The organism is Sphingosinicella rhizophila, assembly GCF_032378825.1.
Taxonomy (GTDB): Bacteria; Pseudomonadota; Alphaproteobacteria; order Sphingomonadales; family Sphingomonadaceae; genus Allosphingosinicella; species Allosphingosinicella rhizophila.
In genome coordinates, this window is record NZ_JAVUPU010000002.1 from 251,914 (window position 1) to 265,195 (window position 13,282).

Genomic DNA, 13,282 nt, shown 5'->3' on the forward strand with positions numbered 1-13,282 from the left:
TATTCAGGAGACCCGGCGCGTTCCCGGTCTCAAGCCCCTTCGGGCACCCGGTCCGAACTGGCGCCGGCGCTTTGGTCTTCCCTCGCTGCGCGCATCATCTGTTCCCAGCAGCCCGTGAAGCCGCCGGGGCCGACGGTCGAGCAGCTCTGGGTTCCGGTCCGGCCGACATATTCGAGGCTTTCGGCGCGGACGGCCCAGCTATCGCCTTCCGGGCCAGGCGAGGATTCGCGCAGTGTTTCGGGGATGCGGAACCGCTCGGTATCGGGACGGCGCGCGCAAACGACGACTTCACCTGTGACGCTTTGCGGACAGGGATCGTTGCCATAGACGATGACCCTGCTGATCTTATCCTCCGGGCCGGTCGGCTGAGCCGTTGCCGGCACGTAGGAAAGGGTGGTGGCCACGATCAGGGTCGCGGCCTTGAATAATGTCCTCATGTCCACCTCCGATGCAGATCCACTCCCGTAGAGAAGGGCCGACAGCCCTGCTTTGTTCCTTCCGAACCGGCGTTTCAGCCCATCGGGCAGCATGGGCGTCGCAAGCTTATGGGTTGCGTAGATCCTCTTCGATCGCCTCGGACTGAGCGTCGATCCGGCCCAGCCTTTCCTGCCGCGCTTCCTCGATCAGCTGGTTCCAATTCACCTGATCGCGGGTCGCGCGTTCGGCGCGGGCCGCCCGGACGATATCGTTGAAGCAGCCGATCATGCCGCCTTGGCCGACCGTCGAACAGCTCCCGATGCCGGAGCGTCCGACATATTCCAGCTGCTCGGCACGGTTTATCCAGGATTGATTGACCGGCGCATTGGGGTCTTCGCGCAGATTTTCCGGAATGCGGAATCGCTCGCCTTCCGGTTTGCGCGCGCAAACGATGATCTCGGCGTCGGTGCTTTGGGGGCAGGGGTCGTCGCCATAGACGATCAACTGATTGACCTTGGCGCCGTCGACCGGCTCCTGCGCAAATGCCGGCGCCGCGAAGGCCGCCACGACGAGCAGTGGAGGAAGGAAGGCTTTCATCGATCAGATCCTTTTCGAAAGTCCGATGGCGACCCGGCAACCGGCGCGTATCAGGCCGGATAATATCGGGTAGCCGAAGCTGTTTTCCGCACCTGCGGCAACGGCAGTATCGCGATGCTCGATCTCCTCCGTCCGGAACTCGGCGATCGCACCGGAAAGGTCGGGATCATCCTCGCGCAGGGCTTCGAGCTGCGCACCATAATGTTTATCGATTTCGGTCTCGACCGCCGCGGTGCAGGCCATGGCCGCTTCCGGACCCAACAAGGCGGTGACGACGCCGAGGCCATGACCAGCGATGTTCCAAAGAGGCTGGAGCAGCGTCGGCCGCACGCCCCGGTCGATCATCATCTCGTCGAAATGCCTGAGGTGCCGTTCTTCCTGCACCTGCATCCGGGCGATCACCCGCGAGGCCGGATGACGTGCGCCGAGAACGGCCTGCTGGCCGGCATAGATGCGGGTTGCGCCATATTCGCCGGCCTGGTCGACGCGGATCATCGAGGCGATGTCGGGCCGGGCGTCGCCCGGCCGCCAGCGCGGCGCCGCTACGGCGGGGTCAGGACCTAGGCCTGGGCGCGGGGTCGTCTGAGGCTCAGCCATGCTATCACCAGGAAAGTTCCAATCGAGACGATCGCATTCCATCCCGCCATCGAGAGGCCGAGGAACGACCATTGCACCTCGTCACAGCGGATGATCGGCGTGTCCAGCACATTTGCCAGAAGATCCTCCACCGATTCGCCGCGAGGAGCCGCCGTGCATTGGGTGAAGCCTTCGAAAATTCCGGCCTCGACTCCTGCATGATAGGTACCGATCATGCCGCTGGCGAGGATGGAAAGCGCCGCCAGCCAGACAAGGCTGCGGCCCTTGTCCGCCATTGGCGCGAAAGACAGCAAGGCGAAGGCCAGAGCGGCGAAATGCGCCCAGCGCTGCCAGTAGCACATCTCGCAGGGGTGGAGCCCACCCAGATATTGCGACCCATAAGCGCCCGCCAGCAAGGCGGCCGGGATCAGCAGGGCCAACGCCCGCGCCTGCTGAAGCGAGGTCAAGTTCGGTTCGGCCTAGCGCAAGTCACGGCGCGCAGCCGTGGCTGTGCCGGTCTTGCTGCCGAGTCGGGAGATGGTCTGAAGGGCATAATGGAGCTGGAAGTCCTCGATGCCCTTCTTCTTCAGTTCCTCGGCGGTGGCGGCGAAGCGCGGATCGGGTTTCCCGTCGTCCTGGATCACATCGTCCTCCACCTTCAACTCGTTGATCAGGTGGCGGCGAAGATCGGCCTCGCGGAAGCGCGGCCTGTCCTTGTAATCGGGATCGGAAAGCTGCGGCACCTCGACATCGGGAGCAATGCCGCCCTCCTGCACCGATCTTCCCGAAGGTGTATAGTAACGCGCGGTCGTGAGCCTCAAGGCCGTATCGCTCGACAGCGGAAGCAGGGTCTGGACCGATCCTTTCCCGAAAGTGCGCTCCCCCATCACCAATGCTCGGTGATGCTCTTGCAAAGCGCCCGCGACGATTTCGGCGGCAGAGGCGCTGCCCGCGTCGACCAGGACGATGATCGGCAGGCCGTGCGTCGCGTCCCCTGGCCGCGCATAATAACGTTCGATGTCGCTCTTGTTACGGCCGCGCTGCGAGACGACCTCGCCGCGTTCCAGGAAGACGTCCGACAGCCCGACGGCCTGATCGAGCAGACCGCCAGGATTGGAGCGGAGATCGACGATATAGCCGAGCGGCTGCCCGCCGAGCGACTTTTCGATACTGGCGATGGCGGCAAGCGCCTCATCGGTAGTATCGCGGCTGAAGCTGTTGACGTTGATGATGCCGACCCGGTCCTTGACCTCCCATTTCACCGCCTTCAGCTGGATGATGGCGCGGGTGATCGAAACGTCGAACGGTTTGTCCCGGCCGGGGCGGACGACCGTAACCTTGACGGTGGTTCCGGCGGCGCCCTTCATCTGCTCGACCGCTTCGTCGAGCGTGCCGCCATAGACCAGCTTGCCGTCGAGATGGGTCAGATAGTCGCCCGTCTTGAGGCCGGCGCGATAGGCGGGCGTATCTTCCGTGACGCTCATCACCTTGACCGCGCCATCCTCCATCGTGACGCTGAGACCAAGCCCGCCATATTCGCCCTCGGTCGTCGTCATCAGGGATTTGAAGCCCTTTTCGTCGAGATAGGAAGAATGGGGATCCAGCGAGGCAAGCATGCCGTCAATGGCACCGCGCAGCAGAGTCTTGTCGTCAACCTGCTCGACATATTCGGACCGGACCCGCTCGAACACGCTCATGAACTGGTCCAGTTCGCGATAGGTGTTGACGTCGACCGCCGCGAGCGCAGCGGTGGCTGCGGGGACGAGGGCGACGGCGCTGACGAGTCCGAGCGAACGGATGAGATTGTTGGCCATTTTGTTCCTGCTAATCGAATTTGTCCTTAAAGCATCGTGCTGAGATGTGGGCACCGATATCAGCCTTTCACGATGCGATAACAAAAGTTTAGAGCAAATGACCGATTCTCGCTTCGGCTTCTGGCTCTCGCTTACAGCCTTTTTAGCGCCACGAAAAGCAACGCCCGGTGAACGCGCCCCGCAGCAAGGGCGATTTCAGCCAAGCGCGATCAGGGGCGATATCGGAAAAGGCCTTCCGTTGCGCCTGAGTTCTACCGAAATGCGCGGCGATCCGCTGCCGGCGCGGCCGATCTCGCCGCCCTGTCGAACCTTGTCGCCGACGCCGACGTCGAGCGAGGCCAGGTTGGTGATGGCGGTCATCCAGCCATTGCCGTGGTCGATGATGACGATTTCTCCATAGCCTCTGAACCGGCCGGCATAGACGATCCGGCCTGATGCGGGGGCGATTACCACGGCACCGGCCTCGGTGGCGAAGGTGAGGCCGCGGGCATGGACCCCGGCATCGGAAATCTCGCCGAGGCCCCTGATCAGCCGGCCCTTGACGGGAAGGATATAGGTGGGCTTGGACGTGGCCCTGGCGCCCGACGGTGGCGGTGTGCCGGGGCGGAGCGACGGACCCGGGAGCTGCACCAAATCCTGTCGGAGGCGTGCCTGGAACTCGCGCGTCCCGGCAAGGGCCGCGAGTTCGCGCGCCTCCTCGCCGAAAGCCAGGGCACGGTCCGATTCGGCAAGCGCCGACTGGCGCAGGCTTTCCGACCGCTGACGCTGGCGCTGCTCCAGCCTGGCCAAAGCGATTCTTCTCGTCCTCAACTCCTCCTGTCCGGAAACCAGGGATGCCACCGCGCGATCGGCTTGCCGTCGCAACTGGTTGCCGGCCTCCACCTCGGCCCGCAGATCCGCCGTCCTGGCCCTGATCACCGGCAGCGTGGAGGCGAGCAGCGAACGGACATGGACGACGTCGTCCAACGAGCCGGGCTGCACCAAGGCGAGGGCGGCAGGCCGCCGAGCCATGGTCTGTAATGCTGCCGTAAGTCGGATGACGGGCCCCTCCTTCTCCGCCAATCGGGCCCGTTGCCGCGCGCGCAGATCCTCGATGATGCGGATCCTCGCTTCGGCAGCGCTGATGTCGGCTTCGGCGACTTCGATCCGTGCGGCGAGGGCGGCGGCGTCGGCGCGCGCGCGGGCGGCTTCGTTCGTCGCCTGTTTTGCCTGCCGCTCCAATTGTTCGGACCGGCGCGCCGCTTCCGCTGCCTGGCGCTTGGCGAGAATTAGCGCGTCGGCCCCCGCATTGACCCGAGTCTGCGCCAAGGCCCAACCGCCCCCGATCAAGCTCGTCGCGGCGAGGATAAGAGCGAAGCGGCGCATCATCCCTAACCTTCCCGATGATAGGGGTGATGTGCAAGCAGACTTGTCGCGCGCCACAATTGTTCGGCCAGCATGGCGCGGGCGAGGAGGTGCGGCCAAGTCGCCTTGCCGAAGGCAAGCAGAAGGTCTGCCGACATTCGCTCTGGGTCGCTGAAGCCGTCGGCGCCGCCGATCAGGAAGCGGGCCTCGCGCTTGCCGCCGTCGCGCCATTGCTCCAATTTCCGCGCGAAGGCGGCGGAGCCGAGTTGCTCGCCCTTTTCATCGAGGATGATCGTGACGGATTGGTCGGCGGCGGCGGGCAATTTGCCGCCGCTTTCCGGCAGCTCGGTGATACGGCTGGGCCAAGCCAAGCGCTTCATGTAACGATCGACGAGCTCCGCCTCCGGACCGCGCCCGATCTTACCTCGCGCGACAATGTGCAGAAGCATGTTCGCCCCCGGCTTGGATCCTAACTTTGGGCAGGCGCCGCATTGCCCTCCTCGAAGGCCCACATTCTCTCGAGATTGTAGAAGCTGCGCACTTCCGGGCGGAACAGATGGACGATCACATCCTCGGCGTCGATCAATACCCAATCCGCGACCGGAAGGCCCTCGATGCGGACATTGCGGCCGAGTTCCCGCTTGATCCGCTCAGTCAGCTTTTGAGCCATCGACGCGACCTGCCGGGTGGAGCGCCCGCTGGCGATCACCATATGGTCGGCAATGCTGGATTTGCCGGTAAGTGGGATGGTGACGACCTCTACTGCCTGGTCGTCGTCGAGAGACCGGAGCACGAGATCATGCAGGGCTTCGGCCTTGTCGATCGCTCCGTCGCTTTTCGGAGCAGGTGCTGGTGCGGGCAATTTGCCTCCTTAGGTCATCGGCTGCCGCGTTACGTCGTCGCGGAGCGCCTGGGGGTTGAACGATCTGGTCAATCTTCGGTGCCAATTGGGATCGGCGGCACGTATGCCTGTGGCGGAAGTCGGGTCGGGCGGCAGTGTCACGAACACGAGTGCCGGCATTCTCCACTTCGTCCAGTGCCGAGCTTCGGCTACGGGCCGGACGAAGCGGCGCAGCCAGCCCATGGCGGGAGCCGCCCGGGCGGCGCCATCATATCCCGGACGGGCGATCACGGCAATCGGCACTTGAGCGGCAATCTTTCGCCAATCTTTCCATTTGTGGAATTCACTCAGATTGTCGGCACCCATCAGCCAGATGAAGGCTCGCCTGGGGTAACGGCGGCGCAGCGAACGCAAGGTATCGATGGTGTAGCGCGTGCCCATCGCCTGCTCGATCGCCGTCACCCTGATGGGAAGTCGCCTGGCGGCGTGCCGGGCCGAGGCGAAGCGTAAGGCCAATGGCGCCATATCCTTCTTCGGCTTCAACGGATTCCCCGGTGACACCAGCCACCAGACATCGTCGAGCGCGAGCGCAGCAAGGGCGAAGGCGCTGATCCGGCGATGACCGCGATGGGCCGGATTGAAGGAGCCGCCCAGCAGCCCGGTCCTGGTCATGCGCGCCGGATCAACACGAAGCGCGGCCTCCCCGAACGACCTCGGCTAGGCGCCCTGTGGGGCGGCACCGCCTATTCCACCGCCACGCGGTTTGCGCGTCGTCGGGATCGAAGAGCCCGCCGTCGGCAGGACCAGTCGTTTCGAATCGGTATCGTCGCGGCCGATATCGTCGCCGCTGATCGCCTTCTTCGCCTCCTCGCCGTTCAGCGTCTCATATTCCAGCAACGCGCCGGCCAGCCGATGAAGCTGGTCCAGATTCTCCGTCAGCACCTTGCGCGCTGTCGCTTCCGCTTCTTCGATCAGGCGGCGCACCTCGTCGTCGATAAGCTTCGCTGTATCGGCCGAGATCGACTGCGTGCGGGCAACGCTGTGGCCAAGGAAGACCTCGTCCTGATTGTCGCGATAGCGCAGCCAGCCCAGTTTTTCCGACATGCCATATTCCATGACCATCGCCCGGGCCATCTCGGTGGCCTGCTGGATGTCGTTGGACGCGCCGGTGTTGAGCTCGTCGGGACCATAAATGATCTGCTCGGCGATGCGGCCGCCGAAGCAAAGCGCGAGCCGCGCCTTCATCTGCTTCATCGACATCGAATAGCGGTCGCGTTCCGGCAGATTCCAGGTCACCCCCAGCGCGCGGCCGCGCGGGATGATCGTCACCTTGTGCAAAGGATCGCAGCCCGGGACGTGGAGCGAGACGAGTGCATGGCCGGCTTCATGATAAGCGGTCGATTTCTTCTCATCTTCGGTCATCACCATCGATTTGCGCTCCGCGCCCATCATGACCTTGTCCTTGGCGAGCTCGAACTCGTTCATCGCGACGAGGCGCTTGCCCATGCGCGCGGCGAGGAGAGCGGCCTCGTTGACGAGATTGGCGAGATCGGCGCCTGAAAAGCCGGGTGTGCCGCGGGCGATGGTGCGGGCGTCGACGTCCGGCGCCAGCGGTACCTTCTTCATATGCACCGCCAGGATCTTTTCGCGTCCTTCGATATCCGGGCGCGGCACCACTACCTGGCGGTCGAAGCGGCCGGGACGCAGCAATGCCGGATCGAGCACGTCCGGACGATTGGTCGCGGCGATGATGATGATGCCTTCATTCGCTTCGAAGCCGTCCATCTCGACCAGCAGCTGGTTCAAGGTCTGCTCGCGCTCGTCATTGCCATTGCCCAACCCCGCGCCGCGATGCCGGCCGACCGCGTCGATTTCGTCGATGAAGACGATGCATGGGGCATTTTTCTTGGCCTGCTCGAACATGTCGCGCACGCGGCTTGCGCCGACGCCTACGAACATTTCGACGAAATCCGATCCGGAAATGGTGAAGAAGGGGACATTGGCTTCCCCAGCGATGGCGCGGGCGAGCAAGGTCTTGCCGGTGCCAGGCGATCCGACCAAGAGGGCGCCCTTCGGAATCTTGCCTCCCAGGCGGGCGAACTTGGTCGGATCCTTCAGAAAGTCGACGATTTCTTGCAATTCCTCGCGTGCCTCGTCGATGCCGGCCACGTCGTCGAAGGTGACGCGGCCATGCTTCTCGGTCAGCATCTTCGCCTTGGATTTGCCGAAGCCCATCGCTCCCGAACCTGCATTCTTCTGCATCTGCCGCATCACGAAGAAGGCGATGGCGAGAATCAGCAGGAAGGGCAGCGACTGGTAGAGGAGTATCAGCCAGACGCTGGTCGTCTGTTCCGGCTCCCCGCTGAAATTGACGCCGCGCTGGCGCAGGCGCGACGGTAGCTCCGGGTCAAAAATGGCGTTGGTCTTGAAGGATTCACCGCTGGTCAGTTTCCCGCTGATCACTTCCTTGCCGATCGCAACTTCCTTGACGCTGCCCTCATCGACCCGGTTCAGAAAATCGGAATAGGCAATCGCCCCGGCGCCTGCGCTGCTGCGACTGCCGCCGTCGACGATCTGGACGAACAGAATGAGCGCAAGCAGGATGCCTGCCCAGATGAAAAGGCTCTTCATCCAGGGATTGCCCTGCGGGTCCTTGTTGGGGGTCGGATTCTCGCTCATTCTCGCTCTCTTTGCTCGTCCCGACCTAGATAGGCGTTTTCGGGTCGATGACAATGTAGTGCGGCCATCTGAACTACTGCTTGACGCCATACCGGTCCGGCGATGCGCCGGACGGCGTCGGTGCGACTAGAGCCGTCACCATCCTCCAAGGCCCTGGCAATAAACAAGGATCAGCCTGTCCCAGATCAGGGCAGCCCCGATCTCACCATATTATATGATTGTGACTAACTATTTGGTGACGTAATATTCCTCAATCAACTGAACGCGTTGACCGACCGCGTGACCAGTTGAGCGTGGAGGCCGGTCCGGCATCCGTTCGACGGCCTCCAAAACGATTATGTGCGGATCCCCTCGGTCGCGACGAAGTCAGGAAAGGCACAGACGATGGAAAATCCGGAGCCAAGAGAGAAACCCGAAAAGAATCCCGTGTCCGTGATCGGGGCGGATATCGTCATCACCGGGAATATCGAATCCTCGCTGGACCAGCGCGCGGTGGACTTGCACATCGAAGGGCGCGTCAACGGCGATGTCCGATGCGCGACCTTGATCCTGGGCGAGGGCAGCATGATCAAGGGCAGTATCCACGCCGATCGCGTACGTGTGTCGGGTGCTGTTGAAGGTTCCGTCGAAACCAGGGACCTGGCCATCGAAGCGGGCGCGCGAGTCACCGGCGATATCGTCTACGAACGATTGCGGGTGGCCAATGGCGGCATGATCGAAGGCAATATCAAATGCCGGACCATCGAGGGCAATGAAGGCGGGGGAAGCAAGCTCAAGCTGGTGGAAGCCCCGGGTGACGCCAAGAGCAAGCCGATCTACATCGATTGATCGCGGCTCGGACGCTGCCCGATCAATATGGTGAAGCTGCGGGCGGGAAGACAATCGCCCATGACGCAGCCGCGCCGAGCCCTTGCCGCGTGCGGGACGGGGAGCCGTGCCGGTCTTGGAGGATGCTATGCGCCTTTTTTGCGCGATCGGCTGGCATAAGGCCAACCCCTATGATCGCTGGAATAGCGGCTATTATTTCACCAGGTGTCAGGCCTGCGGCCAGGACCTTGTGAGAAGGGTAGCCGGGCGCTGGCATGTTCCCAAGGGCTATCGGGTCGTCTGGAAGTCTAAATATGAGCCTGAAACCTTGCCTGTACCGGGACGCTTCCAGCTCAAAACCGAAGAATGGAGTGAAGTTCCGAGCCACTCCCCCATCGGCCGTCTCGCCCGGGGTCTTGCCGAGAATTCGCCGAGGAGGGGCGAAGACCAAGCGGAACAGGTGCCTGGTCCGGCTCGGATGGCGGGCACCGGTAGCGAGGGCGTCAGGATAAAAGTCCCCGCGAGCGAAAGCTCTGTGATGGCAAGCAGTGCAATCGAAGACGTAGCAATCGACGACCCGAATCCTGCCAGGGAGAGTCCAGACGTGGAAAGTGCGACCGAAGCGCCGACGGCCCCCTTGGCGCCACCAGGCACCGAACCGGACTCAGTAGCCTTTCAGAGAAACATTTCCAGGGCACCCGCCGGTGCGCGAGAAAATTCTTCGGCGGAGCTCCCTTCGGAACGCGTGGACCAATCAAGCATGAACGATGACGACTTCATGCAGGACGATGCCATCGCATGGCCCCAGCCCAGCAAACCTGCCTTCGTCGATGTGGACCATGATTTCATGGATGTTCCGGACGACATCATATTCGGGGACCGAAGCAACTTTGGTCCGGACCCAGACCATGTCGATGAGCGACCAGGGAATCCGACCGCTGCCCCGGAGGATCTCGAACCCGAATCCAAGACGCCGAAGGCCCGACGCAGCCGAAAGAAGGCAGCCGACACTTTATGAAATCATCTATTTTCGATCCTTGGCGGGTGACTTTCGTGCTGATCCCAGGGGAAATCAGCAGACGACTCGGCAGGAAGGAAAAGAGAAAAACGGATCAGGCCTGTCATGCGCGTGAAAGCAGCGCCGCCTTCGCTGGGCGGCTCCTCAGGCCGAGTCCTCCTCTTCCTCGAACAACACGGCTACGTCGCCATTGGCCGACAGCCTCACCCGGTCGTCTTCCACCTCGGCGACGAGGCCGAGTGAGATATAATGGTGATGGCCCTCATGCGATCCTTGTCCGCTATCGGCCTTGGTAAGCTTGATGCGATCGCCATTGACGTGATCGACAGTTCCGACATGGACGCCGTCGGCGCCGATCACTTCCATATGTTCCTTGATATCGTTCCGATCGACCATGTTTCTTCTCCTCTTGAAAGCTGAACTCCGGGGCGGTCGAAACGCTCCACCCCCGGGTCGGACAGGCAATGTCAAAGTGGTGGCGCAAGATAGGCGTGGAGTGCGGAGACGACCTGGGCGCCGTCCCCGGCCGCTGCTGCGACCCTCTTCACCGATCCGGACCGGACATCGCCGATGGCGAACACGCCCCGCCTGCTGGTTTCCAGCGGCAGGCGGTCCGCCGCGGCATCCGGACCGGTGCGGATGAAGCCGCGATCGTCCAGGGCGATGTCGGCATTGGCGAGCCAGTCCGTATTGGGATCTGCGCCGATGAACAGAAAGAGATGCCGAACTTCGCGGCGATTCTCGCCGGTGCTGCCGAAGGCGCGCCAGGATATCGCGTCCAGCGCGCCGCCGGTCCCTTCCAGCGCCGTCACCTCTACCCCCGTGACCACTTCGACGTTGGCAAGGCCGGCAAGGCGCTGAACCAGATAATGAGACATGGTGGCCTCCAGCTTCCGGCGGGTCAGCAAGGTGACATGCGCGGCATGACCGGCGAGGAAGACGGCTGCCTGGCCGGCGGAATTCCCCCCGCCGACGAGGGCAATATTATGTCCCGACGTCAATTTCCCTTCGAGGGGAGACGCCCAATAGTGTATCGACGAACCTTCGAAATCCTCGAGTCCCGCAAGCGGCAGTCTGCGATAGCGGGCGCCGGTGGCCACCACGATCGACCGGGCGCGGATATGCTCGCCATTGGCAAGGGACAGGCACAGGACGCCATCCTCGCCGTTCTCCAATCGAGCCACCTCGTCCGGAATCGCCATTTCAACCCCGAACTTCTGGGCCTGGCTAAAGGCGCGTCCCATGAGGGCCATTCCGGAAATGCCGGTGGGAAAGCCCAGGAAGTTCTCGATCCGCGCCGACGCTCCCGCCTGTCCACCAAACGAGCGGCAATCCAACGTCAGCACGGACAATCCTTCCGAGGCGCCGTAGACGGAAGCGGCCAGGCCGGCCGGCCCCGCGCCGACCACCGCCACATCGAACAGCCGATCCGCGTCGATGGGCCCGACCAAGCCGATGCAACGGCCGAGCGCCGCCTCGGTCGGGTTGCGGAGCAGCCGGCCATCCGGGCACAGCACGATGGGAAGCTCGCCGGGATCGAAATGGAATCAGTCCACCAGGGCTTGGGCGCAGCTGTCGCTTTCGGCGTCGAGCCGCTGGAAGGGGTGCCCGTTGCGCGACAGGAAGCCCTCGAGCCGGAGGACGTCCCCATCCCCGGCACGGCCAATGATGACGGGACCGCCATCGCCGGATTCGATGAGGCCGACGCGGCGCAGGATCAGCGCGCGCATGATCCGTTCGCCAAGCTCGGCCTCGGCTGTCAGCAAGGCCCGCAATTGATCTGGAGCGATGATCAGCGCCTCGACCATCTCCCTGGCTCGCGCGTCGAACAAAGCGGGGCGGCCGGACAATTGGGCGAGCTCGCCCACGAAGTTTCCGGAACCATGCGTCGTGATGAGCTGTGCCGCTGTGCCGCCGCCATGGCGGTAGACCTCGACTTGGCCGTTCAGGATGATGGCAAGTCCGTGGCCCGGCTCGCCGCCCCTGACCAGCATCTCGCCTGCGCCGAATCGCCGGTGGCTTGCAAAGCGACGCAGACGGTCGATCTCCACTCCTTCCAGAGATGGATAGATTTGCGCGCGTCGCGTTTCCCGGACCGAAGGGGAGCTGGCCATGTTTCGATCCTGGCGCATAATGTATCGGCCGGCAACGAGATCGCTCAGTCCTTGTGACTGAACGTTGACGCGTCAGGTGACAAGGATGCGCGCCGGGGCGGTGCGGGTTCGAAACGGTAACAGACTCCGCCGCTGCATTTGACTCCTGCCAGCGTTGCCACCCGACCGCGCCGGAGCTGCTCGGCAAGGTCCGTCAGTTGCCCGCCGCGCGGTGCCGCGTCCGGAACGATCAGACGCAGACAGGACAGGATCACGCGACGGAGTAGCGCGTTGGGGATATCGCCCGGATCCAGTAGGATCGAACCGCCACTTTGCTCGATCCGGGTAGCGGCGAGCGTGCGGGCGGCGGCGTCCAGAGCCTCCTCAGCATCGGCCAGGGCGGCGGCGCTGCGGGCGAGCGGCTCGGGATCGAGCCAAGGGGTTTGGGCAAGATGGCGGCGGATGCGGGCGCGATCGAAATCCTCATTCTCGTTGCTCGGATCCGCAACGGCCTGCAGTCCGGCATGCTGGACGATCTCGGCCAGTGCCGCGCGGCGCCAGCCGAGCAGTGGCCGCAGGATCAGCGCGTCCTCGCCTGCGGCCGGAAAGGGCATCCGGCTCCGGACACCGGCAAGCCCGGCCACGCCGGATCCTCTCAACAGGCGCATGACGAGTGTTTCCGCCTGGTCATCGGCATGATGGGCGGTGAGCAACGCCTTCATGCCTTCCGATTCCAGCCAGCCTCCAAGCGCGCCGTAGCGAGCTTGGCGAGCGCTGGCCTGGAGGCCGTCCCCAGCCGAGACCACATTCACCGTCAGGATGGCATGGGGAATCGAAAGGGAGGTGCAATAGCGTGCGACCAGATCGGCCTCAGCCCTGCTTTCGCTCCGAAGGCCGTGATCGACCGTGGCTGCCCGGACATGATCCGGATAGGCTGCGTGCGCGAGCAGCAGCAAAGCCAGGCTGTCCGGTCCACCCGATACCGCGACGCCGACCCCTTCCTGTTCATTGCCGCCGAGCGCCGCAAAGTCGCGGCGGAATCGTTCGACCGAGAGCGGAGGCAAGGATGGGAGCGCCATGGACCGCGTTTAAACGG

At 63.5% G+C, this 13,282-nt stretch carries 16 protein-coding genes; 2 read left to right on the forward strand and 14 right to left on the reverse strand.

Annotation, left to right across the window (positions count from 1 at the left end):
- Positions 1–29: 29 nt before the first annotated feature.
- From RQX22_RS04285 to ftsH, 10 genes are all read right to left on the reverse strand, one after another.
- Positions 30–437: a hypothetical protein gene (locus tag RQX22_RS04285; RefSeq protein ID WP_315723978.1), complete on the reverse strand. Its 408-nt coding sequence runs from the start codon at positions 435–437 to the stop codon at positions 30–32.
- Positions 438–543: 106 nt separating this feature from the next.
- Positions 544–1,014, reverse strand: coding sequence for a hypothetical protein (locus tag RQX22_RS04290; RefSeq protein ID WP_315723980.1), 471 nt, complete (start codon positions 1,012–1,014; stop codon positions 544–546).
- Positions 1,015–1,017: 3 nt separating this feature from the next.
- Complete coding sequence (locus RQX22_RS04295) at positions 1,018–1,611, reverse strand: demethoxyubiquinone hydroxylase family protein (protein WP_315723982.1); 594 nt, start codon at positions 1,609–1,611, stop codon at positions 1,018–1,020.
- The gene (locus RQX22_RS04300; RefSeq protein WP_315723983.1) at positions 1,575–2,057 is read right to left on the reverse strand and encodes a disulfide bond formation protein B; all 483 of its coding nucleotides are present in this window, start codon (positions 2,055–2,057) and stop codon (positions 1,575–1,577) included. The genes RQX22_RS04295 and RQX22_RS04300 overlap by 37 nt, the downstream gene beginning before the upstream one ends.
- A 12-nt stretch (positions 2,058–2,069) precedes the next feature.
- Complete coding sequence (locus RQX22_RS04305) at positions 2,070–3,404, reverse strand: S41 family peptidase (RefSeq protein ID WP_315723985.1); 1,335 nt, start codon at positions 3,402–3,404, stop codon at positions 2,070–2,072.
- Between the two features lie 195 nt (positions 3,405–3,599).
- Positions 3,600–4,772 (reverse strand): murein hydrolase activator EnvC family protein, encoded by a 1,173-nt coding sequence (locus RQX22_RS04310; RefSeq protein ID WP_315723987.1) that lies wholly within the window; start codon positions 4,770–4,772, stop codon positions 3,600–3,602.
- A 2-nt stretch (positions 4,773–4,774) separates the two neighbouring features.
- Positions 4,775–5,197 (reverse strand): 23S rRNA (pseudouridine(1915)-N(3))-methyltransferase RlmH, encoded by a 423-nt coding sequence (locus tag RQX22_RS04315; protein WP_315723988.1) that lies wholly within the window; start codon positions 5,195–5,197, stop codon positions 4,775–4,777.
- Positions 5,198–5,217: 20 nt separating this feature from the next.
- The gene (rsfS, locus tag RQX22_RS04320; RefSeq protein ID WP_315723990.1) at positions 5,218–5,610 is read right to left on the reverse strand and encodes a ribosome silencing factor; all 393 of its coding nucleotides are present in this window, start codon (positions 5,608–5,610) and stop codon (positions 5,218–5,220) included.
- 9 nt (positions 5,611–5,619) lie between these two features.
- On the reverse strand, positions 5,620–6,261 hold the full coding sequence (locus RQX22_RS04325; RefSeq protein ID WP_315723992.1) for a nicotinate-nucleotide adenylyltransferase: 642 nt from the start codon (positions 6,259–6,261) through the stop codon (positions 5,620–5,622).
- 45 nt (positions 6,262–6,306) lie between these two features.
- Positions 6,307–8,268, reverse strand: a complete 1,962-nt coding sequence (gene ftsH / locus RQX22_RS04330; RefSeq protein WP_315723994.1) for an ATP-dependent zinc metalloprotease FtsH — start codon at positions 8,266–8,268, stop codon at positions 6,307–6,309.
- Positions 8,269–8,652: 384 nt separating this feature from the next.
- Here ftsH and RQX22_RS04335 point away from each other — a divergent pair, with 384 nt between their 5' ends.
- Together RQX22_RS04335 and RQX22_RS04340 are read left to right on the forward strand one after the other, a co-directional pair.
- Positions 8,653–9,096: a bactofilin family protein gene (locus RQX22_RS04335; protein ID WP_315723996.1), complete on the forward strand. Its 444-nt coding sequence runs from the start codon at positions 8,653–8,655 to the stop codon at positions 9,094–9,096.
- 127 nt (positions 9,097–9,223) lie between these two features.
- Positions 9,224–10,093 (forward strand): hypothetical protein, encoded by an 870-nt coding sequence (locus RQX22_RS04340; RefSeq protein WP_315723998.1) that lies wholly within the window; start codon positions 9,224–9,226, stop codon positions 10,091–10,093.
- Positions 10,094–10,237: 144 nt separating this feature from the next.
- Here RQX22_RS04340 and RQX22_RS04345 read toward each other — a convergent pair whose 3' ends face one another.
- The 4 genes from RQX22_RS04345 to tilS form a co-directional block, all read right to left on the reverse strand.
- Entirely contained in the window at positions 10,238–10,489 is a 252-nt protein-coding gene (locus RQX22_RS04345) for a DUF2171 domain-containing protein (RefSeq protein ID WP_315723999.1), read from the reverse strand.
- Between the two features lie 71 nt (positions 10,490–10,560).
- The gene (locus tag RQX22_RS04350; RefSeq protein WP_315724001.1) at positions 10,561–11,610 is read right to left on the reverse strand and encodes an NAD(P)/FAD-dependent oxidoreductase; all 1,050 of its coding nucleotides are present in this window, start codon (positions 11,608–11,610) and stop codon (positions 10,561–10,563) included.
- Positions 11,611–11,640: 30 nt separating this feature from the next.
- A complete protein-coding gene (locus RQX22_RS04355; RefSeq protein ID WP_315724003.1) occupies positions 11,641–12,207 on the reverse strand; it encodes a cyclic nucleotide-binding domain-containing protein in 567 nt (188 codons plus the stop codon).
- A 44-nt stretch (positions 12,208–12,251) separates the two neighbouring features.
- Entirely contained in the window at positions 12,252–13,265 is a 1,014-nt protein-coding gene (gene tilS, locus RQX22_RS04360; protein ID WP_315724005.1) for a tRNA lysidine(34) synthetase TilS, read from the reverse strand.
- Between the last annotated feature and the right edge of the window lie 17 nt (positions 13,266–13,282).